18 protein-coding genes are annotated in these 25,798 nt (G+C 60.6%); 9 read left to right on the top strand and 9 right to left on the bottom strand.

Annotated features, from left to right (window positions below; genetic code table 11):
- Positions 1-39: 39 nt before the first annotated feature.
- The 4 genes from KF841_05025 to KF841_05040 all read right to left on the bottom strand — a co-directional run bounded on the left by KF841_05025 (position 40) and on the right by KF841_05040 (position 7,343).
- A complete protein-coding gene (locus tag KF841_05025) occupies positions 40-4,452 on the bottom strand; it encodes a PQQ-binding-like beta-propeller repeat protein (GenBank protein ID MBX3394707.1) in 4,413 nt (1,470 codons plus the stop codon).
- Positions 4,453-4,548: 96 nt separating this feature from the next.
- Positions 4,549-5,142 (bottom strand): hypothetical protein, encoded by a 594-nt coding sequence (locus KF841_05030; GenBank protein ID MBX3394708.1) that lies wholly within the window; start codon positions 5,140-5,142, stop codon positions 4,549-4,551.
- Between the two features lie 76 nt (positions 5,143-5,218).
- Positions 5,219-6,514, bottom strand: a complete 1,296-nt coding sequence (locus tag KF841_05035) for a hypothetical protein (protein MBX3394709.1) — start codon at positions 6,512-6,514, stop codon at positions 5,219-5,221.
- Between the two features lie 7 nt (positions 6,515-6,521).
- On the bottom strand, positions 6,522-7,343 hold the full coding sequence (locus KF841_05040) for a methyltransferase domain-containing protein (GenBank protein ID MBX3394710.1): 822 nt from the start codon (positions 7,341-7,343) through the stop codon (positions 6,522-6,524).
- 292 nt (positions 7,344-7,635) lie between these two features.
- On the opposite strand from KF841_05040, the gene KF841_05045 reads away from it, so the two are divergent.
- The 6 genes from KF841_05045 (at position 7,636) to KF841_05070 (ending at position 13,245) form a co-directional block, all read left to right on the top strand.
- Positions 7,636-8,586: a dihydroorotate dehydrogenase gene (locus KF841_05045; GenBank protein MBX3394711.1), complete on the top strand. Its 951-nt coding sequence runs from the start codon at positions 7,636-7,638 to the stop codon at positions 8,584-8,586.
- 147 nt (positions 8,587-8,733) lie between these two features.
- Positions 8,734-10,209: a hypothetical protein gene (locus tag KF841_05050; GenBank protein ID MBX3394712.1), complete on the top strand. Its 1,476-nt coding sequence runs from the start codon at positions 8,734-8,736 to the stop codon at positions 10,207-10,209.
- 42 nt (positions 10,210-10,251) lie between these two features.
- On the top strand, positions 10,252-10,674 hold the full coding sequence (locus KF841_05055) for a hypothetical protein (GenBank protein MBX3394713.1): 423 nt from the start codon (positions 10,252-10,254) through the stop codon (positions 10,672-10,674).
- A 229-nt stretch (positions 10,675-10,903) separates the two neighbouring features.
- Positions 10,904-11,743: a thymidylate synthase gene (gene thyA, locus KF841_05060; GenBank protein MBX3394714.1), complete on the top strand. Its 840-nt coding sequence runs from the start codon at positions 10,904-10,906 to the stop codon at positions 11,741-11,743.
- 234 nt (positions 11,744-11,977) lie between these two features.
- Positions 11,978-12,721, top strand: a complete 744-nt coding sequence (locus tag KF841_05065) for a hypothetical protein (protein MBX3394715.1) — start codon at positions 11,978-11,980, stop codon at positions 12,719-12,721.
- A gap of 77 nt (positions 12,722-12,798) precedes the next feature.
- Complete coding sequence (locus tag KF841_05070; protein MBX3394716.1) at positions 12,799-13,245, top strand: ribonuclease HI family protein; 447 nt, start codon at positions 12,799-12,801, stop codon at positions 13,243-13,245.
- A gap of 103 nt (positions 13,246-13,348) precedes the next feature.
- Here the strand turns inward: KF841_05070 and KF841_05075 are convergent, their stop codons facing one another.
- Positions 13,349-14,449, bottom strand: a complete 1,101-nt coding sequence (locus tag KF841_05075) for an EF-hand domain-containing protein (GenBank protein MBX3394717.1) — start codon at positions 14,447-14,449, stop codon at positions 13,349-13,351.
- Between the two features lie 345 nt (positions 14,450-14,794).
- On the opposite strand from KF841_05075, the gene KF841_05080 reads away from it, so the two are divergent.
- Positions 14,795-16,771, top strand: a complete 1,977-nt coding sequence (locus tag KF841_05080) for a hypothetical protein (GenBank protein ID MBX3394718.1) — start codon at positions 14,795-14,797, stop codon at positions 16,769-16,771.
- 146 nt (positions 16,772-16,917) lie between these two features.
- Here the strand turns inward: KF841_05080 and KF841_05085 are convergent, their stop codons facing one another.
- The 3 genes from KF841_05085 to KF841_05095 all read right to left on the bottom strand — a co-directional run bounded on the left by KF841_05085 (position 16,918) and on the right by KF841_05095 (position 20,698).
- Positions 16,918-18,537 (bottom strand): hypothetical protein, encoded by a 1,620-nt coding sequence (locus tag KF841_05085; protein ID MBX3394719.1) that lies wholly within the window; start codon positions 18,535-18,537, stop codon positions 16,918-16,920.
- A 160-nt stretch (positions 18,538-18,697) separates the two neighbouring features.
- A complete protein-coding gene (locus KF841_05090) occupies positions 18,698-19,825 on the bottom strand; it encodes a polysaccharide biosynthesis/export family protein (protein MBX3394720.1) in 1,128 nt (375 codons plus the stop codon).
- A 129-nt stretch (positions 19,826-19,954) separates the two neighbouring features.
- A complete protein-coding gene (locus KF841_05095) occupies positions 19,955-20,698 on the bottom strand; it encodes an SPOR domain-containing protein (protein MBX3394721.1) in 744 nt (247 codons plus the stop codon).
- A gap of 466 nt (positions 20,699-21,164) precedes the next feature.
- On the opposite strand from KF841_05095, the gene KF841_05100 reads away from it, so the two are divergent.
- Positions 21,165-24,161: a hypothetical protein gene (locus tag KF841_05100; protein MBX3394722.1), complete on the top strand. Its 2,997-nt coding sequence runs from the start codon at positions 21,165-21,167 to the stop codon at positions 24,159-24,161.
- A gap of 28 nt (positions 24,162-24,189) precedes the next feature.
- On the opposite strand, the gene KF841_05105 is transcribed toward KF841_05100, so the two are convergent.
- A complete protein-coding gene (locus tag KF841_05105; GenBank protein ID MBX3394723.1) occupies positions 24,190-25,203 on the bottom strand; it encodes a prolyl oligopeptidase family serine peptidase in 1,014 nt (337 codons plus the stop codon).
- A 169-nt stretch (positions 25,204-25,372) separates the two neighbouring features.
- On the opposite strand from KF841_05105, the gene KF841_05110 reads away from it, so the two are divergent.
- Entirely contained in the window at positions 25,373-25,783 is a 411-nt protein-coding gene (locus KF841_05110) for a response regulator (GenBank protein MBX3394724.1), read from the top strand.
- The last annotated feature ends 15 nt before the right edge of the window (positions 25,784-25,798 follow it).

Raw genomic sequence — 25,798 nt, forward strand, 5'->3', positions numbered from 1 at the left:
CACATCCGCCTCGCTGCGCGGAAAACCCGTGCGTCCGCGTTATCCGTCACCGCCAACGTATCCGATCAACCGATCGCCGTCGAGAACGATGATCGCCCCGTCGCGCACAAAGACGCCGCCGAACGAAGTGAGCGGCTCGGTGATGAGCGGTCCGTCCGCGGTCGCAGCGGCGGCGCGACCATCGCTGAGCAGGAAGCGATCGATCCGGAATTGCACGGACTTTTCGTGGTCGTCGCGGGAAAACGGAGGTTGCCCGTCGCGTTTCCTCTCAACCGGCGTCACGGTCAAAACCGAATCCGCCGTCACAATCGGCGACTGCCAACGCATTACCAGCGGCGCGTTTGTGCTCCACAGCAGACGGCCGTCAGCGGAATCCAGAGCGGTCAGGCCGTCTCGCGCACCGATCAGCACGCGTCCGTCAGCGAAGGAAGTCCAGAGCCCGTCGCGTTCATCCGCACCGATTAATGACGACCGCCAGAGTAGCCGCCCGGACTGGTAATCCCGTTTGAAGACGCTTCGTCCGTCGTCGCTGAGAATGAAGCCGTCCACATCAGCAAGAAACGTCGAGACGAGATAGTGCCGCGAGGTCGCCACACTCCAGAAAACTTCACCTCGCGCCGGATCGACGCACATCGCGCTGCGTGCGAGAAGAATCAGCAATCGGCCGTCGCCGATGGGGCGAAGCATCTGGATCGGCCGGCTATCGTCGCATTGGAACTCACCGCGCGGCTCTCCCGTTCCGGCATCAAGAAGATGGATGACATTGTGCCGTCCTCGCCATTTCGCGCAATAGACGAGCCGTTGATCGGCCGCGAGATGGCTGGCTGTACCGCCCTCGAGCGCTCGCCTCCAACGGACCTGCCCATCCGCGAGCTGAACACAGACGAGTTCTCCCCGATCCGACGCGCTGATCACCCGATCGGCGAGCACAACGTGGTCGGTCCAGGTCGGCAGCGCTTCCGGGTCGATCATGGGATCGTCATCCGATTCGACACCGAACTGCCAGGCAACGTTGCCGCTCGTCCTCGTCAGCGCGAAAAGACTGTGAGCGCCGGCGAAGTAAAGCAACGCCGGATCATGTCCCAGCAGAATCGGCAGCGTCGGACATGCAAAAGCGCGGGGCCAGATGCTGCGGCCCGTGGATGCCTGTCGAGCTTCGATCTTCGAAGCAGCAAACGTCAACACCGCATCCCACGGAACGGCGCGTGCATCCATCTCGCCGGACCCCAGTACGGACACACGCTCGGACGACAGCCGGCGATACCCGATTCTTGCCGGAAAACTCGGCGAAGGAAACTCCGATGCCGCAATACCGTCACCCTGCTGGCGCGCGTTCGCATGGAAATTCGGCGCGGGATCGGCGCCGGTTCGCGACTCAGACCAGTTCAGTTCCGGATGCCATCGCGTGCAGCGCTCCCGCCATCGCCGGGCTTCGGTGACGTCACCCATCGCGGAGAGTTGATCCACAAGCAGTTGAAGATTCGATACACGAGCTGACGCCACCGCGCCCCGAAATGGGTCGGGTGACAGATCGCGGGACAGTCCCAGCCGCAGTGAACGAACCGCCGCCTCCGCATCGTGCTTTGAAGCCGACAGCCGAGCAGCATGGAATAACGCATCACAGGCAGCAGCGCTGTTGGGATATTCCGATGCAATTCGCAGATAAGACTCGGCATCCGGCGTGGATTCACCGGCGTCATTGAGCTTGTCCAGCGTGGCCCGCGCCGCTGATTCCACTCCAGAATATGCCGGACGGCCGAACTTCGAGATCGCCAGGTCGATCCATTCTTCCGCAATCAGCTTGATGGTGGTTTCCTGCTCAGCGTCGATGGACTCACCATTGTCCAGCGGAGGGCACCACGCCCGCCGCATCGGCACGCGAAGCTCGCGCAGCTCCGGCCGCGAAAGCAGCGATTGATAAAGATCGATCGCCTCCGACGGCTCGCCCAGAGTCCAACGCCACCTCGCAAGCAGCAGGCGAGCGATCACATCTTCGGCCGGCGCAGCGGCACAGCGCCCGGCCAGTTCAACCAAATGGACCGCGGTTGCCGCATTTGATGCCGCCGTTTTGGCATCGTCGCCCTGCCGGCCTGTCCGATTCGCGACTGACTCCGCCAGCGTTAGCAGCCGGGCAAACAGGCGACTTCGGGCCAAGGCGGCCTCGTCGTCGCGCCGCGAGGGCCGATCCGGTGATTCGTCCGCGAGACATCGCTGCACGCTCTCACGCGCGGCATCGAGGCCCCGGTCGTCGTCGCGGGATTCAAATGCCAGTTCGGCCATCGCAAGAGCCGGCGCGACATCGTTCGGCCCGGTTTTCATTCTTGCTTCCAGTCGGGCAAAGGCGCCGGTCCGGGACATTAAGCCCGACAAACCACTGGACGATGCAACGACAATCACATCGTCGATCGGCACGAGATTTCCCGCATGTTCGATCGGCCACGGATGAACCGACTCAGACTGGCCGTCCAGTGAATAGGCTATTACTGCCTGAGCCGTCGGAACGAAAATGCCCGCCGACGTCACCACGCCGCGTCCAAAAGGCCGCCCCTCCGAAATCGGACGCTGCCAGGCGATCTCATCGCGATCAAGGTCATAGGCGACCAACTGCGCACCGGCCGCGTAAAGCAGATTCCCCCGAATGCCCAACAGCGATTGGGCATTGAAAAGCCTATCCATCGGCAATCGGCGCTTCACATGCCCGTCCGCCGCATCCAGCATGAGAATCTCGTCGAGGTCCATCGGCATGCAGACGACGTTGCCGCGCCACACCATCGTCGGCTGGTACTGCCACGAGCGGATCGGCTGGCCCAGTCTGGTCGGCCAGGTCGCCTCCGTTTCATCCGCATATCGTGAGCGGTAGGTCGCCAGCCAGATTGTGCCGCCGGTGGACGCGCTCACCGCCGCGACGGTGCCGAGATTCGAGTGTACATAGATCCGATCGCCGGATGCCGCAGGCAGCGAGCATGTCGGATGGGTGTATCCGTAGCTGCCGGTCGCGGCTTCACCCACATGAAGTGCCCAATCCAGCCTGCCTGATTCCGGATGGATGCAAAACAGGTGGCACGATTCGAAGCCGAAGCCCTTCCGCTTGCGGGCAAGCGTGTACAAGCGTCCGCGATGAAGGATCGGCGCGCCATCGAGCGACAGTTCCTCGAAGCGCGTCGCCTGACTTGCGAAATCGTTCCGCCAGAGCTCCGTGCCCGTTCGCGCGTCGAGACAGACGAGACAGGACGATCGGCGCGGCGTCTCTTCCCCGGCCGATTCATTGGCCTCCCGATCCAGAGCGGCATAGACCCGTCCGCCCGCGTAGAGCAGCGTATGCAGTTCCGGCGGCTCGTCCTCGCTCATCCAGCCCGAATTCGACCGCGGCGCGCCCGACAGATCGAACCGCCAGACGGGACGCTGCGGACGCTCAGGATCGATCGCCCATACGCTGCCGGTGCCGCTCACAAATACTCTGCCGCCGCCGCCAACCGGCATCGCCGAAAGCAGACGGCCGCTCTGCACGGAACGCGACTGCAACCCCGAATCGCCACCCTTCAGGAGATCGAAGACCGTGTGTTCAACGCCGGCCTGAGTGTCATATAGGTTGCACCGCCACAGCGCCGCCTCCGGCACCGCCTGCGTCGAGAACCAGGCCAGTCGATCGGCGCCACCGCAGAATGCGGCCGACGTTCCGAAGGGCTCCCCACGCGCCCCAAGTCCGGCCTGTTCTTTCAGATCGGCGGCCATGTCGGAAGCGAATGCGCGAATGCTTCGCTCACGCCCACCCCAATTGACGCGCATGGTGTCCGGCTCCGCGGCCTGCGACGAGACAATTGCCTTGAGGCGGCTCAGATCGCCCAGCCAGGCATCGCACACCGCCAGCTTTGTCGTCCATTCCAATCCGCGCTGTGCTCGGTCCGGATGATGTTGCACCAGATCTTCCATCCACTGACGGGCAGCCTCGAAGTCGCCGGACTCCATCGCCAGTTCGACCGCGCGATCCATCGCGGCGGCCCCGCTTTCCGTGCAGAAGAAGCGCTCCGCCACTTCGAGAACCCGAATAGGATCGCGCTGTGTGGCAACTGCTTCAAGATCAAGGCGAGCCGCCTTCTCGAAGGCCAACCGATACGCCCTCAACCCTGCATCGGGCCACTGACTGATTTCGAACTGAACGAGGCGCGGAATACCGACGAAACGATCCCGGTCAATGCGCGAGACCTGACGGCCATGCCGAGAAATGATTTCCTGCATCGCGACAGCCGCGGCGGTCCAGTCTCCTTCATCCGCCCGCGCGCGAGCCTTCCGGATCTGTTCGTCCGCCTCAAAACTGGAATTGACGTATGACGCATTCCCATTCGCGGAGGAATCCGCAGCGGTGGAGGTCGGCGACGAATCGCCTCGCGGTGACGCGTCGTCCTGCATCGCGACGGCGGACACCAGCAGCACAATCAGAAGAAACGAGTGCATCCACGCCACCTCGCTCATTCTACGCCCCGGACCGAGCAACGCGGCAGACGGGGACCCGGCGCATTCGGAATGGCGACCGCACATCCCTTTCCAGGACTACTCTTTATCGCGGCGGCGGCGATCCTCTTCCCGTCGGACTTTCGCCTCCTCGTCTTCTTCGAACTCGCCTTCGCGGCGGGCGCCGAACCACTCAACCAGTTCCTTAGCCGACGAAGCCGCCATATCCGAATCGTCGGTTCGCGAAGCGGCGCTCTTGGTCACGATTTGCACGCGATCCAGAATTCGACCCTCGATCGACATGGTGTAAACCACGACCGTATATGAATAGGTGCCGAGGATGTCGCCAAGCGCGCCGGGCTTGTGATACCACATGACGCGAGCATCGATATTCAGCGCGGGCTCGTCTGACTTCCGGAACAACGGCTTATCCCCGCCGGTCAACTGGTTAACCAATTCTATGCGCAGCGCCTTCATGAATTCAGGCGCGACCAGGGGCTCGACCTCGGTGGTCGCGGGGCTGACGCTCACCGCGCCGTACGACCGGTACTGATCGCGTGAGGAGCCGGGAACGGTTCGCGATTTCGAGGTCGCGCCTTGCGCTTCCTTCAAAACGCGCTTCGCTGCCGTCATGCAGCCGGTGTTCATCGCCATAAACAATGCAAGACAGATCAGCGGCACGTATCGTCGCATGGGTGTCACCTCAGAATGTCGACGCCTGGTTTCACGCCTTCAAGACACGGCCATTCTAGAAGCCCCCGCCGTAGGGTCAATTTTCAGTCTGTGCCGTTGCAGCCTTGGCCACGCTGAAGCGTTGCCGAACGAGTTCAAGCAGGCTCGCCGCGTCCGGCAATCGATCAACATGAAGAAACACGCCTGCCGCCTTGTCGCCCTGAAACAGGAACTTCGCGACAAGGGAAGCCAATTCGCCACGCTGCACCGCCTCCGCACGCGCCGATGCGACGCCAGCCGTCGATTTCGCGCTGCGTCTCACGAGTCGGAATTGTCGAGCGGATTCGATCCACGCAGGCAGGTGCTCGGCGACCGACGCCAACGACACGGCCGCCCCGGTCTCGAGATGGCCACCCGCAACGAAGTAGGGCCGCAACAGCGACTTTCTCTCATCGCGCCGCGGACTGGAAGCACGTTGAATCACCAATCGCGCCTCAGTTGCCATGTCGCCCATGAAGGCGTACTCCGGCCGCGCCGCAGTCATCTCGGCTCGTTCGATGACCTTGCGAATCGTCGAGGCTTTCTCGAACGCCAGCCTGTCGGATGCCTGCTGCATCAGGTTTCGAAGCACCGCCAGGCGATCGTCATGTCGCCCACCGGTGAATTCGATGGTGCCGCGAATCATGTCGCGATATGCGTCCATCGAGAGACTGCCGTCACAAGGCGCCGGGCACTTGCCCATGTCGAAATAGGCGCAGCGCTCGCCGTTCGGTGCCCTTTCCAGAACGTTGTGATAGCGGCACAAGTCGAACGCATCTTCCAACATGTGGATCCATTCGTCGGCATCGCGCATCGCCGCAAGCGGACCAAAATATCGAGCATCGTCCGTGCGAATCCGATCCGTCGCCGTGAAACGTGGAAACGGCGCGGATGGGTCAATTCGGACGAACCACGCCGGCGCAAATCCGATCATTTCGCCATACGACGCCGGATACATCGCTCGGGCCGCGCGATAATGGACCCAGTGTGTTTCGAATGGGCTGAAGGTCTCTGCCCAGTGGAGGCGCCGCGTCACGTCTGACAGATTCGCACGCTTTGTGCGTTCATTCGGATCGGGTGCGGCCAATCGATGCGCCACCGCCCGCCGCACGTTTTGTGCATGGGCAAGCAGAATCGGGCGATCGGATTCATCGGTGAGCAGATAGACGCCGGCGGAAGCTGTCACATTTTTAAGGGGATCGACAAGCGATGTTTCCGCGGTTGCTGCACCATCCTCCGGCAACGCGCCAACCACATCGGGCAAGGAATTCGGCGACGGACCATCGCCACGAGCTGCTGGAATTTCAATCGAATGCGGAAAGAGTGATCTGGCAATCGCCGAGCACCGCGTCATCGGCAACTCACGCGCCGGCGCGGACGTTCGTCGGCCGCGCGCGGAACAGATCGTAACCCAGGCATCGCCAGCGCAGCAGCTTGGCCAGAACGGCCATAAAGCCAATGCGACCGCGAAAGCCCCGGCTCGCGCGCCAGCCGCGATGCCTGATTTCCGCGAGCCCGTCTTCAATGGAACGAGCGACCGGCAGCGACGCATCTTCGTGACGCAATAGCTCGAAACCGTGTCGGCGGAATGCATTCTTGTAATCCGTCACGGACCACAGATGCACATTGGAGTTAAACTGCGACGGAAGCTTGTTCAGCATTTCCACGGGCGCGAACAGCCATTTCCGGCTTGTGGTGATATCGCCAAGACACAGCGTGCCCGCGGGCTTCAGGACGCGCCGACACTCGCTGATGAAACGATCCTTGTCGGCATAGTGCAGCGCGGATTCGAGATTAAAAATCACGTCGATCGACGCATCCGGCAACGGCAGGTGATGGGCGTCGCCCTGCACGAAGAATGGCCGCCGTGCCGACGACGCGAATCGGTCATTGGCCGCGCGGACGCTCGATCCCAGGTATTCAATCCCGAAGAGTCGCGCCGGATTGAATTTCTGAAACATCCAACCTGCCGGCCCGCCGATGCCGCTACCGACATCGAGTACCGTGGATTCGGCTGAGATTGGCGCATCGCCAAGCAGCTGCCAGACCAGCGATTTCTGGTGTTCATCGAAAGTCTCGACGACATCTGGCCGGGCATAGCCGCAGTTATAGCCGAGCAGGCCGTGAGCCTGGGTCAATTCCCAGTTCGGCCGATAGTGGGCTTCCATCGTTCGCTGCGACATGCCGCGAAAACTCCAAATGGCGTCGCCAGCGCTTGCTGCACCGACGACCGCAATCAAGGTTCGGCCCGACTTCGGACGGCTCGTCCTCAGATGGAACGGGCAAACTGCCAAACGGGATCGCCTCAGCCGCGCTCCCGACCAAAGCCGCATTGTATCGCACCACCCTTCGACGGTCACCCTCGGCTTGACAACCCCGATGCCCCGCGAGATGGTGCGCTCGCGGCGGATGCGACTGAGACCTGCCGCCAGGACCCGAATCAGAACTCGCCCCCCGCCAAGGAGCCGGCCGCGCGTGTCAAAGCCCGATCTAAGCGTCCGCATCGGTGGCATTCGCCTGTCAAATCCGGTCCTCACCGCGTCCGGCACCTGCGGTTATGGTCGCGAATATGCCCCCTACCTGGACATGTCGCGGCTCGGAGGCTTCACCACCAAGAGCGTCACGCTTCAGCCGCGCAAAGGTAATCCTCCGCAGCGCATCGTGGAAACGCCGGGCGGCATGCTGAATGCGATCGGCCTTGCCAATGTCGGCCTCGACGAATTCATGCGGTCAAAGCTGCCGGAATGCGCGACGCTGGGACCCGCGGTCTTTGTGAATGTCGCGGGACACAGCATCGACGAATATGTGGAAGTGTGCCGCGTACTTGACACCGCGGAGGGTCTCGCGGGGATTGAATTGAATGTTTCCTGTCCCAATGTCAGGGACGGCCTGACGTTCGGGACCGATCCAGGCCTCCTGCGCGAACTCGTCGCGGCGGTCCGTCCGACCGTGACGCGCGGCGTGCTGATGGTGAAGCTCTCGCCCAACGTCACCGACATTTGCGCCACCGCGCGGGCGGCCGTCGAAGGCGGAGCCGACGCCCTTTCGATGATCAATACCTTCATGGGTATGAAAATTGACATTCGCAGCCGTAAGCCCGTGCTGGCAAACACCACCGGCGGCGTCAGCGGACCAGCCATCAAACCGATGGCGGTTCAGATGATCCATCGCGTCTATCGCGAGGTGGCCCGCGACGCAGGCGTGCAGATCGTCGGCATGGGCGGCGTTCGTGGCTGGCAGGATGCGATTGAGTTCATGCTGGCTGGAGCGACCGCCGTCGCGGTCGGCACCGCGCTATTCGCGCATCCGGATGCCCCGATGCGGATTGTCAGCGGGATCGAGCGATATCTGATTGAGCAGGGCGAACCGTCGGCTTCGGCCATAATCGGCGCGGCGCATCCGCCGGCGGGACCTGCCCGGGCCTGAGTCCGGCGCTGTTCGCGACGAGGCCGCGTAGCCGCGCGGACGACCGGCATTTTTGCCGCGCCAATCAATCCGGATTAAACTTCGAGTGCCGCACGAGAACTGCTCCCCGGCCTCACGCCGGATGGCACGAAATAGAGGACTCGGCGAATGGCATCCGAAGTGGGCTCCGCATTCAATCCGATCGGCTGGGTTCAGATACGCCTCGCGGGCGGCATCAACCGCGTTCTGGCCATGTGCGGTATTTATGCCGGTGCCATGCTCGCATTGAACATCTTCATTTACCGCAGTTCGGCCGATTATCGTTCGCTCAGCCAATTCGCCGCCGGCTCCCTGATTTTGACGCTCGGGATTTCGGGCGTCCTGCTGGTGCTTGTCGGCTCTGGCGTCATCAACAAGGCGATTCTGCGCGACTACACCAGCGACATGATCACGTCGCACCGCTGCTCGGCAATGTCCGGCTATACGGCGGTGCTGGGCTATCTCACCGGGCCGACGCTCTCGATTCAGTGTTTCACGCTCGTCAATATCATCGCCTGCATGATCCTGGCGAGACTTGCCGGGTTGCAATGGTATGCGCCAATCCTGATTTTCGGGGCGTTCGCGTGTGGAGCTGCCGTGACGTGGACTGCTTCGGTTCTGTCCGCGTTGTCCTATCGAGGCAAAGTGGCCATCGCGGGAATCGTCACGCCGATTGCGGTCATTCTGATCGTTCCGCCGCTTCAGGAGATGATGGCCGCACACCCCGGATTCTCATTACTGACGAATTTGCAATTGGTCAGCCGTCTCGCTTCCGCCGCCGGCTCGACGCTCTCACCCGACGACGGGATGCTCGTTGTCGTATCCATGCTGTTTCAGCTCGCCATGGCGCTGACGTTTTTCATCGGAGCGTCGCGACGATATCTGCGTGATGATGTGCCGGCCTTCACCCCGACGCTCGCACTGGGATTTGTCGCCCTATGCACGCTGGCCTGCGCGGCCGGCATGCGCATGTCGCAACCATCGCAACCTCGGATTGTCTCCCCGGAATTCGCCGAAACAAGCACGCAATTGCTGGCATCGATTGCGTCGCTCGCGCTCGTGGCGGTTCTGCCGGTCTCGAACGCGGCATGGAGATCAGTCGCCTGGAATCGGCGAAAGCGGAAAGACCCGAACTTCAAGGACCGTCGCCCACGCGGCATGTGGGAGGCTGCGATTGCCTCCGCACTCGTCGTCTTCGGTGTTCTCGGCCTGGTTGCTCCGAGGCAGGTGATTGCCGGATTTGATGGCAATTTGCATTGGCCGATTCCAGACGCCATTGCGTTGGTGATCGCATCGTTTCTGCTTTTCATGCTGGCAGCGGGCGGCCTGATGCGAATCGCATACTGCCATCTGCGGTCCGCCGGCTGGCTCACGGCCATATTCGTCGTGGTGCTCTGGGCCTTTCCGCTGCTCGCCGAAATGTTCGTTCAACTCGCGAACGAGTTTTCCGAGGACGATCCCGCCACATTTCTGTTTGGCATTTCGCCGCTCGGGACGTGGATCATCCTGATCAAGGACTTCAACGGCCCGGTCTGGCCTGGACTTGCGATCCAGGCCGGCCTGGCTGCCTGTTTGCAACTTTTCGCGCGTCGCTCCAGATATTGACGACGCCGCAAGAATTGCTCCCTCGCCCACGGAGTGCATTCTATGAAAGCAAAACGATTCCATCCCCGAAAGCTCGTTCTGGTCGCAATCGTCCCGATTCTCGCCGGCTGCGATACGACGCCGATTCCCGTGCCGGAGGCCGTGCTCGAAGGCCAGTGGCAGCTCATCAAAGCAAGCGATCCAGACGGCAACAACCGAATCGTGATCGAACTGAATCAGCTCGGAACGGTCACATCCGTGACAAACTTTCTCGGTGGCGTTTCATTCAAACAAACCAACGCCTCGGGGAAGGCCACGCTGACTGGCGATAACCTTCTGCTCCGCACCAGCACCAATCTGAAATTCGAAGCCAGTTTCAACGCCGGCTTCACGGAGGCAATCGGGCGACAATTCACAGAAATCTCCTTTCTGGGGATCATCACCACAATCGACGAAGGCGAGGCAACGCTGACGCGCGTTCCTTAGAAGCGGTTTCAAAATTGGTTCTTGGGGCCGCCGAACTGCCGTAACGAGCCCAAATCGCATGCTTTGAGGAGCGATGTCGAATATTGAAACCGCTTCTAGTCAGATTCACAATCATTCCATTTCAGAAGTTGAGGAACCGACCGACGATCGTTTATATTCGACCGGTCGGCTGCTCGGCAGTTCATGCGCCAGAAAAATCCGCGCCCGTCCAGCTCATGGAGGAGCCCCCATGCAGGTTTATCTCGATCTCGTCAGGAACGTGCTTGAAAACGGGACTTTCAAGCCCTCGCGCACCGGCATCGACACAATCAGCCTTTTCTCAGCGCATTACCAGGTCGATCTGGCACAGGGCTACCCTCTTTTGACAACCAAGCGCGTCAACTTCGAAGCCGTCATCCGCGAACTGCTCTGGTATCTCTCCGGCGAAAACCACATCCGCAACCTGCGGAAGCACACCAAAATCTGGGACGCCTGGGCCGATCAAGACGGAAATCTCGAGACCGCCTACGGCCACTACTGGCGACATTTTCCCAGCGCAACGCGCGATCAGGACGGCCAATGGCGCGTTCGCGAGATCGATCAAATACGATATATCATCGATACAATCCGGCGCGATCCAAACAGTCGGCGCCTCGTCGTGACGGCATGGGAACCGGGCAACGCCACAACAAGCAAGCTGCCGCCTTGCCACTACACCTACGCGTTCCACGTCCTCAATGGCCGCCTGAATTGCCATCTCACCCAGCGCAGCGGCGACATCGCCCTCGGCATACCGTTTAATTTGGCCGCGTATGCCGCCCTGACCCAGATGATCGCCCAGGAATGCGATCTGTCGGTCGGGAAGTTCGCCCACACCATCGTGGATGCCCACATCTACTGTGCAAAACCCGGCAGTCCGACCGCCGATTTCGATCATGTCGCCGGCCTGCGAGAGCAGTTGCAACGTAAACCCTTGCCGCTGCCCAGATTGGTGATCGCCCGGAAACCGATCGATGAATTGAAATTCGAGGACTTCCAACTCATCGGCTATCAATGCCACGACGCGATCAAGTTCAAAGTCGCCGTCTAAGGCTTCATCCGGGAACAAACGGCCGCCTCATGACGTGTTTGCGCGCTTCGCAGCCATCACGGGGGATGTTCAAACGGGATCAGGCTGCTCCAATCAACATCCGGGGCGATTCGATGCAACAGTCGGTCGGCATTGCCGAATCCGTACGCATCGCGCATAATAATGTAGTTGTTTCTCAAGTGAATCGCGCTTTGTCATATCGCGTCGCCCGGACGCGGAAGGGACTCGACATCGATGGGAGCCACGATCGAGGCACTGCATCGCCTTCAGGAAGTGGAAACACAAATTGCTGAAATTGAACGCGGCATCGACCGCAGGGTTCGCGCCTGCACGCGGCAAATGCAGCGAATAGCCGAAGTTGAAGCGCGGATCAAATCGCAGGAAAAGCAGATCAAGTCCGACCAGATGGAGGCCGATCGGCTTAATCTCGAAGCACAGACCGCCGAAGCCGAAATCGCCCGTTATCGTGCAGCCCTCAATACTTCAAAGAATCAGAAGGAATATTCCGCGGTCCTCACCCAGTTGAACACCTTCAAGGCGGACACGAGCAAGGTGGAGGAGCGCGTTATCACCCTGCTCACCCAGATCGACGAGAAAAAGAAGCAGCTCGAATCCATCCGAGCCGAACACGAAAAGGAAAGATCGCGCCTCACCGAGTTGGAAGCCGAGGTCGCGGACGCCCGTTCCCGAAGCAAGGACCGGCTCGACAGACTCCAGGCACAGCGTGAAGAGGCGGCGGCCGCTGTTCCATCCAAGACGCTCGAAATGTTCAACCGCGTGGCCCGCGCCAACGAGGGTGAGGCGATGGCCGGCGTCCTGCGCACGCACCCGCGCCGGCAGGAATATGCCTGCGAAGGCTGTAACATGTCGATCACCATCGAGCAGGTGAATTCAATCCTGTCGCGTGATGAAGCCGTGCTTTGCAGCGTCTGCGGGCGCATTCTCTACATGACGCACGCCGCGGCTGCCCACTCCTGAATGGCTGACAACCGATTATCGTGTAACCCTGCAAACCGGACCGCGGACTCTGTCCCGTCGAACGCTGAGCTGGGCCGATGAAACTGATTCTTCATGTCGACGGTGGTTCGCGAGGCAATCCCGGACCGGGCGGAGCCGGCGCGGAACTGCGAAATGCCGACGGCGAGCCGGTTTTCGAAGCCGGCTACTTTCTCGGTCACGTCACCAACAATCAGGCGGAGTACACGGGTTTGATTCGCGGGCTTGAGGCGGCAATACGCGCCGGCGCGGACGAAATCGAGATTTACGCTGACAGCGAACTGCTCGTGAAGCAGATTCATGGCGATTACCGCGTGCGAAACGCGGGGCTCCTGCCGCTTTATGACAAAGTCATGGCACTGCTTGGCAATGTCCGAAAATGGCGAATCCGACATGTGCGGCGAGAACAGAACCAGGCCGCCGACGGCCTCGCCAACGACGCGATGGACGCCCAATCCGATGTCATCCGCACCGACCACTTCGCTTCGGCAGGCCAGGACGATTGACTGGACGCCCGTTCTTCCTCCCCATAAAAGCAAAGCACCGACCGCGGTGGGCCGGCGCATTGGATCCGCATGGATTGACCAGCGACCGAGGAATGCACAGATGTCAAATCACGACGCGCCGAGCATTTCTTTCGCCGCGACCCTGGCCGGGGCGCGCCGCATCAGGCCGCTGGCCCTGATCGCCGCCATCACGAAATCGTCGCATCGCATCGCGAAGCTCTTCCTTCGATAGTCTTCCGTCGTTGTTCCGGTCGATCGCCTTGAATCGTTCGGGGCCGCCCGGGAACTCCTCAGCCGTCACGAATCCGTCACTGTTCCTGTCCATGCGGCGAAACTGCATTTGCTGCCCGAGTTCGCCCGGCCGACCCTCATGCGGCAATCCATCCCGCATGTCCGCGCCTCGTCCTGCCCGACCCGCGTCCGCCGCCGGAGGTGTCTCGCCCTTGGCATCCGGCGGGCCGTCCCGTCCAGGCTTCTGCCAACCCGGTCGACGCGGTCCACCCATCGGCGGAGGCGGAGGACCATCCGGCCCCTTGCCCGGACCGAAGCGTGCACCATCCCGTTCGCCCGGACCTGCGTCGGGTCGCCGGCCGTCCCGTCGATCGGGCCCGCCGCGTCGCCAATCGCCGCCGCGCGGTCCGCCGCGTTCACCCATCGTCCTCTCGTGGGCATGACGCAACCCATTGATGACCGCCTCGATCACGTCGCGCCGAAGCTCTGGCGGATATCCCTGCAAGACGTCATTAACAGATTCCTCAATGACGCCGCGAAGCCGCTCCAGATGCGCACCGTCCCGCCCGCCTTCCCGCATCGGTCCACCCGATCGGTCACGCGTTTCCCCTCGTCCCGGTCCACGCCGATCGCGGTCCCGTTGCCACATGCCTCGCTCGCCATCGGGGCCGCCCGGTCCCTTCCAGCCGCCACGCCCTTCCCCAAAGCCGCGGTCAGCCGGTCCGCGACGTCCATCGCGATCACTGATCCGGTCACGAATCCCATCGCGAAATGCAAGAAACTCGGCTCGATCGATGACGCCATCGCCATTGGCATCCATGCGATCAAAAATCATTGCGGGACGCCCTTCGCCCGCGCCGCGGTCACCACCCGGACGCGGTGGACCCTGGGGCGGCTGAGCCGCGGCAACTTTCACTCCCAAACCAAGCAGAAGAAACAACGCGATCCGCGCTGAGAAAAATCGAGCAACCATGTGAAATTACCTCCATCTGCGAAGATGTGCCCCGTTTCGGCATTCTCCGCTACCAATCTTGTCCCACATCGCTAAACGAGGTACCTTCGCAGTTATTGCCGCGACTTCGAGCGAGACAGCGACCTGTTCCCAGCGCCGCAAGTCGTTCGGCATGCGTGCGTTGGCGTTCGCCTGACGCCGGACCGTCCGCATTTGTGCGTTAGCACGGCAACCGGAACTCGTTGTGCAGTCTGCGACTCGGCGATTCCAAAGCCATCGCCAGGAAGAAAGGGCCGGCCGATCTGACTCGGCCGAATCGAGGTAGGAATCTGGACCATTTGGGAGCTCAATTAGATGAGAAAATTGATGAAGAGAAATGTGATGCTGTCCCTCGCTTTCGCGTTCATGTGCGGCTGGGTCTCGCCGACCGGCGCGCTCGCACAGACCGATCCGAACCGTTTTTCGCTGGGGAAGGCTATTCCGGAGGACGTCTTCATCGCCGTCGTCGCCAGGTCCAACCCCGAGCGAAAATTTCTCGATGACTACTGGAGCGAAGTGACCAAAGCCGTCAGCGACAGCGGCGTATTGAACGACGTGTGGGACATGTTCGTCGATGCGGTCATCGATGACGAGCAGATGGACAAGATCGACGACACCGTCGAGCGGTTTTCCACCCTGTTCAAGAATGTGAAATGGTCCGACATCTTCGAAAAGGAATTTGTCTATTGCGGGCGATTCAATCCCGGAACGCCGGCATTCCACGAGGGAATGTTCATCGGCCGCGCGGACAAAGACGGCGCTTCCGCCAATTATTCCGCACTTCGAAAGCTGCTTGCCGAGTTTGTCAAATTCGTGAACGAGGAGGCCGGCGAGTCGGTCCTGGCGCTGGAGGAGTCCAAGCAGGAGGGCGCATCGATCACGACCCTTACCTTTCCGGCGGCGCCCGGCATTACGGTTTCGGTCGCTAATCATCAGGATGCCATCTTCATTGCATTCGGCAGTCCCGCCATTCTCAAGGACGGCATCAATCTGATGTCTGGCAAAGGCGAGGCCAAGTCGCTCATCGCAAGTTCGCGCTTCAAGCAGGCATTTGAGAAGCTGCCCCCTGCCGAAGACCAGTTGGTCTTCTGGGATGTCGAAAACATGATGGCGACCTTCCGGCAGATGTCAGCGATGTTCGCCGGACCGGAGCCAAAGGCGGACGCAGAAGGATCCGGCGCGGCAAACGACGGTAATCCAATGAAAGCCGTTTCCGCCATCCTGCACGACCTGTCTGTTATCGATTATGTCGCCTCGGTCGAGTGGACGGACGGATTCCGTGTGATGAGTGATGCGGCCACCGTGCTTCGAAGCGGCGCCAAGTCCTCGCCGATCTATGACATCATCACCAGCGGCAAACCGATCGCCAACTTCGAACGATTCATTCCGATGGAAGCCGATTCGTTCAGCGTCTCGGCTGGCATCGACATGACCAAGGTGTACCGATACCTCATTGATCTCGTTACCAAGCACGCGCCCGACGGAAAGGCAAAAATCGAAGAGTGGGGTCAGATTCAGAAGAATGAACTCGGCCTCGATGTCGAGAAGGATGTCCTTGCACTCTTCCAGGGATCGACGGTTCAGTATGCCGACGGCAAGGATTGGGTCGTGCTCGCCGGCATCACCGACGCGGCCAAGATGGATAGCCAGTTGAACCGGCTGTTCACATTCATCAATCAGCTACTCGGTCAGCAGAACGGCCTGATGATTTCCAAGGTCAATGTCGCCGACAAGGTCGAGTTCCGACAAATCTCCCATCCAATGATGATGATGATGGGCGGACTCCAGCCGCCGGTCATCGGCTGCGCCGAAGGCCATCTCATCCTCGGCTCTTCAGCGAAAGCCGTAAAGAAATGCCTTCAGACCGCGGCCGGATCGCATCAGAACATCACCAAGAACAAGCGCTGGCAGTCGGAAGCGCTGATGCCCGATGGATCCGTTGTCAGTATCTCATTCACGGATCAGGCCAACATGGGACAGGAACTTCAGCAAGCCATCGCAGGAATTTCCATGGGACTCGGCATGATGGGAATGATGATGGCCGACGCGCCGCCACAGGTCCGAACCATGGTTTCAAACCTGCCCCCGATCCTGGCGAAGCTCGGTCCCGTCGCCGGACGGTTGGATTTCTACAAGTCCAAGGCATCCTACGAATCGTTCGACGGCCAACGCTGGATCATCCATGACGTGCAGAACTACAAGAAGCCGAACGAGCGGCCTTCGCGACTTGAAGAAAGCACCGAGCCAGCCGAAGCCAGCGGCGACGGCGCGAACAAAGCCGATGGCGACTCGTCGAACGAGTAACCCCATCTGATCGTCCCGCGCCGGGTTTCGGCACTGGAAAGATCGATCCACCAAATCGCGATGAATTACTCAGGCGGGGCTGCGGACGCTGTTCGTGGCCCCGCTTTCTTTTGCATCGGAGGTGTCGATCGGCCGGCCTGTGCCGTTTAGTAAACGCCGACGAGGCCGCCCGGCTGGCGTTTGATCGACCCAAGAACTGGAAGGCCCAGAAACCGCTCCGCCTCAGCTGAGGAACGCAGCGTGTGATCGAAATGATCAAGCACGAAAACCAGTATCAAACCCAGCAGAGCGCTCGCGCCGAACGCGATCCACGTGTAGAGCGCGGTTCTTGGACGCACGGGCCGATTCCGGTCCGGCATCGACGCCTCGCTCAGCTTGCTGATTGTCACGGCCTGCCGGGCCTGTAGCGTGTTGGAAACAGCCTCGCTCTGCTGCCGTCGCAGATCCGCAAGATGCTGCTCAGCCACCAGAAATTCATTCTTCAATCGTGCATATGTCACGAGCTTCCGATGAATTTCGTTCTGCTCGCGCTCCGTCCGGCTGAGCAGTTCACGATTCATCGCCAGTTGCTGCTCGCGCGCCTCGACCGACGCCCGAAGGCTTCTGGCCCGCGAGACGATCTCCTCCAGCATTTGACGCGAAGAGCGATCCAGTTCGGCCGTCACATTGCGCATCTCGCGACTTTCGGCGGTGAACTGGGTCTCCAGCTTTGCCTTTCGTGCCGACAGCACGCCGATGTGCTTCTGAATTTCCATCACGGCTGCATCGGACTGCACAAATTCCGTCGGCGTATTGGCGATGGCAGACCGAACTTCGGACGCCGGCATTCCCTCGATGCCGTTCGGCTCGAACGCTTTCTCCGGCAGCACCCGAGTCAGGACATCCTGCACGGCCTTGTCGCGCGCGTGCTCCATGCTCAGCGTCGCATCATTCTCGCGAACGCGCCTCAGGAGAATCTGGACGCCGTGCTCTACCCCACTCTTCATCAATTGCTCGAGAACGCCCACATCACCGGGATGCGCCTGCACGAACTGATCATATTCCGCCAGTTTGTCACGAACATACTTCTCATAATTCGAGATGACGTCGTCCATGACTCGGACGGCCGGTTCACTCAACTCGCGCTGCAATTCCCTGAAACGGACGATGTACATATCCGCGAGCACGTCGGCCGCGTACTTCGCATTGAGATGTCCATCAGGAGATCCGGCGACGCCCGGACGGTCCACCACCATCGTGAACGATTCCGACATCGCGCCGTCATCGCCGCACGGCGTCGTGAAGGTGATCGATTCGCGAAAGCGGTCGAACGCGCCCTGATCTTCTGCAAGAACCGCACGGACCTTGTCGCCCACGCGCGTCTTAAGGAAGTCGTCCATTCGAGCACGCTGGTCAGCGGCCGCCGCTTCCGACGAGGCCGTGCGATCGGCATCGCGCAGCGCAAACCATGCATCCCGGAGCGATGCATCCTCCGATATCACCTGTGTGCGAGCCAGAACCAGATCGGATAACACGATCTGCTGTTGCGCTCGGACGAATACTTCCAACGCCCGGTCGCCGGACGAATCGGCGGAGATCGGACTCTTGTTCTGCGGCTTCTTGAAGATCAGGCTGATCTGGCTGCGGAATTCCTGGGGCACGACAAATCGGCAATAGGCCCAGGTTCCGGCCGTCGCAATGACGACGACGGCTCCCAAAAGCAGCCAGCGTTCAAAAATTGCCCGCGCCAGTTCGCGCAGAGATTTCCTGTCAGGTGTATTGGGCATGAAGACATCCACTTTCCCGATCAAAGACCTTATTCTGAAATCGGCAAAATGGACTGAAAAAGTTGTGGGACTTCGCGCAAGTTCAACGCTGACTCTTCAAAAACGCGAACCCGCAGCGCGCCGGAACGTCGCCGCGGAGGATCGGGAAACAGCGCGACCGTCAACGGCCGCCGCGCGCATGACCCGGCACGGTGCGAATCTGATACCCCAGACTGGCGCCAGCATCGGAGCAAACCGGGTTTACAGTGCGAATTCTTCGCCTGAACACCTGATCGATCCAGTCAGAGGATCGGGCCAGGCCCGTTGGCGGCACATAAATCACGTCGCCATCCTCCAAGTATACATCATGACGGAAGACGCCGCCGTCCGGACCCGCCTTGGCCGCATCGAGCAGCCCGTCGAGATCGAACAGGATGGCCTCGGGAATGGGCTGATACTTCCTTCGCACCAGCATGATCTTGCGCGCATCAGCCCGCGTCGTCGGCCCGCCCAGATGAAACAAGGCCTGGACGAGCGACATCGGTGCATGAGCCACAATCGTACCGGGCGACAACACTTCGCCGCCGACGTAGATTCGCCGCGGCGCGAACTCCAGCGTCTGTACCGTCACTTCCACCTCTTCGAGATCGGATTCGGCGTAGCGGCGATCGAGCAATTCCTTGGACTCCTGCACCGTACGTCCCGCGACACGGCATTCGCCGACGTATGGCAGGTCGATCGTTCCGTCTGGCTTGATCGGCACCAGCCGCGACTGGCCGCGCGGCGCCGTGGTGATGGCTTTTTTCAACTCATCGATTTTGACGTTGGCAGCGTCAACCACCACGGTCAGTTCCGGTTCCTTGAGATAGGTTTTGTATCGTTCGCGAAGTTGCAGTTCCAGGTCGGCCGCGGTGTAACCCGCAGCCCGCACGCCGCCGATCAGCAGGCATCGAATGTTGCCATCGCCACCGACGGTCATCTGCTGGGTGTATTCCGGCTGATAGGGGAAAACGATACGAACGCGATCCTCGATTTTCAATCGATACGGTTCGGCCGTGATCTCGTTTCGAATGTGATAGATCACTTCAAGGACATCGCCGACGCCCAGGCGATAGGGTCGATGTTCGAGATACTGCTCAGGAATGCCGGACCGCAATGCGGCAGGCTGATAAATTTCCGGCGGGCAGGCCGGAGCGCAATCGGGAATCCAGTTCCCGGACCGCGCGCAGCCGAGGGTCAGGCCGAATACCGTCAGCAGAAAAGTGAACTGCGCAAGAACTGCGCGTCGAAATCGAACGAGGCTTGCCATCCTTGGCACTCCGTGTCTTGCGGCGCGACGGCCGCGAACCTGCACATTGAAAGCTGTCGGCGCCTCCGTCCGACAAGCCGATCCACCCATACCCGCGCCCGCCTCCATGCCGGCGCGGAAAGACCAATGCTAAGGAACGATGTGCGCTCCGGGCGCAGACCGTTGCACGCGCGGCAGTGCGTCACGCGCCTGCGCATAGCTCGGGTAGTTGCCTGCATAGACGGTATGAAGCACTTCACCGCTGCGGGAGCGCTGTTCGACCCATGCTTTCAGTCCGGCCTGCCTGATCTTCTTTTCCAGCGAGACCGCGGCCGATTTTTCGCGAAACGCACCGCACTGAATTGAGAATGCATCATGCTGCCACTGGGTCATGCGCAACGCCAGCGGCCCCAGATCGCTGCCGGGATACCTGTTGCACACGGCGTTGAACTCCGCCTTGGCCTCGGCCCATCTTCCCTCCCGCTGAAGGCAGGTCGCATAACGGAACCGGAGCAGGTCGGATGGCGCCTTATCCGGCAGCACGGCGAGCGCCGCGGCGAAATGATCGATCGCCTCGCGGTTGCGATTGGCTTCGAAGCAGAGTGTCGCAATCGTGGCATGCGCGTTCGCGGTCAGGAGCTTGTCCTTGGAAAGACGCAGACAGGATCGCGCATCCGCTTCGGCCGCGACCTTGCTCGAACGACGCGCATTGCAGAGCGATCGCAGATAATAGGCCTCGGCCGCTTCCGGGGATTTGGGATAACGCTGGATAAACTGCGTCAGCTTCGCTTCCGCGGACGGATAATTCTGGCTGCGGAAGTCGCGCTCGGCGTCGGCGACCTGCTTCACCGCATCTCCGGGAGGCTGCTCGCAGCCGACATGCGCAAACAACATCGCCACGCTCATCGCGACGAGACCGGAACAGCGAGACACTTGAGCGGATACGTTCAACCTGCGCACAACCATCTTCATTGCATGCCACCTGATTTCGCCGAACCGCGTTCCGAACAGACCGGAAATGCCGCGGGAAGGGCTTTTCTGTCAAAGGCCTTATCGGAGCGGGAGCAGCCTGATTCCAGATAAACTCCGACGACAAGAGAGGCATTTTGACGGCAGATATTGCGCGAGGGAAGACGCGGGCCGCGGCAAAGTTCACCGATTGCCCGCCTTCGAGCCGACACGCCGAATGATGCGGACGCCACGGGACCGATGAAGCAAGCTCCCCAGCATTGAAACTCCGTTCTTTGACACCCCCACCCCCCCATCTATAATCCGCCCATTCCGAGGCCGCGATCTTCATTCGTGTGGTTACTCGGCATGCGCGGACGGCCTTGGGCCGAAGACGGAGCAGTCAACTCGGATGCGATGGATTGTGCCGACCATGCTGGCAGGTTCGCTGATTTCGATCAGCCTGACAGCATCTCCTCAGATTGCCGCCGCACAAGTCAACGCCGCAACAATCTCTGAAAGCCAGGCGCCCCCCATCGAACCCCTACTGCCGCCGGGAGTCGGTGACTTCGATCTCGAGCTGTACGGCAAGTATGCGTATCTCTGGCAAATGGACGACGGCTCGCAGGTCGTCGAAATCCTTGGGAGTTTCTCCGGTCGGATGGGGCCGCACACCCTCAAAGGGCGCGATGCCGTCATCTGGTTCCGATCCCTGCCCTGGCAGGACCGACGCTATATCGACTCCGAGATCTTTATCTGGCAGGACGCCGAAGTGGTTCAACGAACCGGCACCGTCGAGACCGGACCGGCGCTGCTCGTCACGCTCCGAACGTTCGGCCGTCTGCTTCTGAATGTTGACAGCCAGAATCGCCATGATGACTCAGGCAGTGAACTGTATCGCGAAGCATCCCTCGCCCGGCGATTGCTGGAAGTGGCGCCGGCGGAGTCCGCGACGGAGTCCGAAACGCCGGTGCTTGTCTCACCCTCACTGGAGCAGATCCTGCTTTCACAACCGAAGCCGCGAAAGAAAGTTTCATATCGCGCGGATCAGCTCTTTCACGAACAACATGACGGACAATCCGTCGTTATCACCTACGGCAATCTGTATGTCTCGCAAGGCTCGCCGGCCGACGCGGGAGAATATCTCGAGCTTCGCGCCGACGCGGCGGTTGTGTATCTCCAGGGAGAAAACGTCGGATCAGCGATTCCCGGTTTGATAGACGAAAGCCGCGACCCCGCCAAGAAGAAGAAAGCTCCAAGCATCGAGAACGCACCGAAGGATGACGTGGAGCCGACAGCCGAGCCGAAGTTGACCGGCAACGACCAGTCTGACCGCGCAGCAATGGAGCAATGGGTCAAGGCGGTTTACCTCGAAGGGGATGTGGTGCTCTCGCGCGGCAACCGCATGATCCGTGCGGACCGCCTTTATTACGATTTCTCGCTGGATCGGGCGCTGATACTCGATGCAGTGACGCGCGCGATGGAACCGGCGCGCGGACTGCCGATTTACGTGCGAGCTGAACAGATCCGGCAACTTAACACGACGACCTACCAGGCCAACAACGCAAACATCTCCATGAGTGAGTTTCACACACCGCATATCGCCATCGGCGCGCGGGAGATCGTCTTCGAAGACCTCACTCCTCGAAACGAGCGCGGAGAAGTTGTCGGCGTTCTCGCCGGCAAATATGCCGCACGAGACACCACGCTCAACGTCGAGGGCACTCCGCTCGCCTATTGGCCTTATTCATCCGGCAGCCTTTCGGCCGATCGCCAGTCATTCCGCCGTGCGACTTTCGGCTACAACGAGAACTTCGGCGGGCGATTCGAAACCCAATGGTTCCTGTTTGATCTGCTCGGCGTTCAACCGCCGGAGGGCTACGACGCGACGCTGCGGCTTGATTACTTCACCAAGCGCGGCCCCGCCGTCGGCATCGATGTCGATTACCAGCAGGACGACTACTACGGCCTGTACCGCGGATATTACATTCATGATACCGGTTCGGACCGCCTCGGTCCGACGCGCGGCGGCGAGCCGGATCACGAGAATCGCGGCCGAAGCCTGTGGCGCCACCGCCAGTTTCTGCCGCAAGGATGGGAGTTGACGGCGGAAGCATCGTACATCAGCGACGATCAGTATCTTGAGAACTACGAACGACAGGAATTTGAGAACGCGAAGGAACAGGAAACGCTGCTGCGCCTCCTGAAGCGGCAGGACACGTGGCAGTACTCGCTCCTGACGAACTGGCGAATCAACGAGTTTGATACCCAGACCGAGCATCTGCCGGAGAATCGATTCACCATCATTGGAGAACCGGTCGGAGAGTTCGCCACCTTTTACAGCGACAATCGACTTGGTGTCGTGCGATATCGGCGCGACGAGCGCGAGATTTTCAACACGCAGGACCGCTTTGACAATCTCGGACACACCGGCAGCGTGCTCCGCGGCGACACGCGACAGGAGGCCCAGTTTCCGCTGCCTGACCTGGGTCCGATCAAGCTGACACCGTTCATCGCCGCGCGCGGAACCGGCTGGGACGATTCCCCAAGATCACAGGGCGGAGGCGGCGTCACGCGGGGCATGATTGACTACGGCATCCACGCGAACGCCATTGCCAGCAAGGTCTACGAAGACGTTCGCTCCGAACTGTTTGACCTGAACAAGCTCAAGCACACAATCAAGGGCGACATCACCGCCTTCAACGCCCATGCCAACAAAGACCCGATGGAACTGACGCCCTTTGACTCCGGCGTCGAGGATGTCGCGGATTTCGGCGGTGTCGCGATGGGACTGCGCCAGCGCTGGCAGACCAAGCGGGGCGGCCCCGGCAACTGGCGGACGGTTGACTGGATGGTGCTCGATCTGGAGGCGGGCTTCTTCAACAACGCGCAGCGCAACGAGAACACGCACGGCGATTTCATCATGGCCCGGCCAGAGGACAGCATTTCGTCGAATTTCCTTGCCGCGAACTATCAGTATCGATTGAGCGATACGACGATGCTCGTGTATGACGGGGTCTACGATCTGAACCGCGACCAGGTTGGAACGAGTTCGGTTTCCTTCGCCGTCGAGCGTGAGCCGCGTCTGGCGTACTTCGCCGGCTGGCGCTACATCCATGACACGCACAACAACCTCGCGGTCTTCGGCGCGAACTACAAACTCAACGAGAAGCACACCGTCGCATTCCGCGAAACTTACGACATCGACCTCGGCCGGAACCATTCCACACAGATCATCTACATCCGAAAGTGGCCGCGGTTCTACACCGCCGTCGCATTCGACGTGGATCGAACGATTGAAAACACCGGCGTGAATTTGAGCATCTGGCCTGAGGGTGCCCCGCAGTTCGGCCTCGGCTCGAAGCGATACACCGGCCTGACGGATTCGGTCGGAATCAATCTCCGCTGACCCATCGACAGTGGGTGCCGATCGCCTGTCACTCCGGGCCGCCGATCACCCGGCGGACCTGCACGGACTTTGTTCGCGTATAGGTCTTTCCGCCCTCCAGCGCCACATTGACGCGGACGGTATATGTGCCGGGCCGCTCATAGACATGAACCGGGGAAGCCTCGTACGACTCGCCGCCGTCACCGAAGAACCACTTCTGCCTGACCGCGACGGGTGAGGTTTCCAGGAGGAACTGCATCGCCAGCGGATCGTCTCCACGAGCCTTCATCATTCCCATTCGGATCCACGGCCGCTCCTTCGCGATCTTCTCGAAGTAGTTCCATGTGAATTTCGCGTCCATCCGGCGATGGATGCCGGCGACCTCTTCTTCATCGACCCACGCCTTGTTGTCGCGAAGCCATTTCACGCAGGCCACTGTCTGATCGCGAAGAATGTCAGACTTGCCGTAAACGATCTTGATCTGCTGCCATCGGCTGATCTCGGTACCCGCCAACGGCTGAAACCGCTCATCAAACGACCCCTGACGAATGTACAACGCCCGAAAGATGTCCGGATTTCGCAAGCCGGTGTACAGCAACGGAAACGCGCCGGCCGACCAACCCGTCATGAACACTCTCGATTCGTCGATCGTGTATCGACGCTTGATCTCCTCGACCATTGAGAGAATCGCCTTTTGATCCTCCTCCTGGAGCTCGATCTGTCGCGCAGTCGCAGGCGGAAAATCGCCACGGCTGGAAACCAGCGTCGGCGCCGCGACGACAATGCCCTCATACTCGGCCAGCTTCGCCCACTCACGCATCTGATGATCCGCGGAATCGTACGGCCACGTCCCATGACAGGCGACCACGAGCGGCCACGATCGCTCCTTGGAATAGATGCTCGGCACATAGAGCAAATAGCCTCGCTCGGTCCGTGCGTCAGACAACTGCTGAACCGCGGCCTGCTCGGGCAGGGTCTGCGTGACGGGGCAGCCGGCGGTCCAGCCGATCAGGCAGAAGGTTGCGGCGGATTTGAGGGTGTACTTTGTATGGCGTCGGGTCATATGCTCATATAGTATTCGACTCGGGGCGCACCGCGAACCGTTGATCCGCCGTCATGTGCCGCTGTTCGGGAGGACCGATCTTGCCGCGCTGCTCCCGTGATCGTATACTCCCTCGCCCGCCCGCCGCCTCGTTCGTCGTGCGATCCGAGTTCTTCATTAGGAGACTGCCATGCCGGCAAAACTGGAAGGCATCAACGTGTTGATCGTCGACGACGATCAGGACATTCTGACTAGCTGCAAGGTCGCCTTCGAGGCCAGCGGCGCGAAGGTGACGACCGGCAACGATGGCAATAAAGCCGTCGACCTGGCAAACCGCCTGAAGCCGGATTTGATTATTCTGGACATGATGATGCCGCGAAAGAGCGGCTTTGTGGTGGTCGAGATAATCAAGCCGAAGCCCGCACCCGGAACCGTCCCCTTTATCATCATGATTACCGCGAACGAGGGGAAGCGCCACGAACTGTACGCCCGCAGCCTAGGCGTGGATGACTACGTGAACAAGCCGTTTGCAACCGAACGCCTGATCGAACTGGCGGCACGGTATTTCAATCGCGAGTACACCGAGCCAGAACGCTGGTAAAATATTAGCTTGTAA

This window comes from Phycisphaerae bacterium (assembly GCA_019636475.1).
GTDB lineage: Bacteria > Planctomycetota > Phycisphaerae > UBA1845 > UTPLA1 > JADJRI01.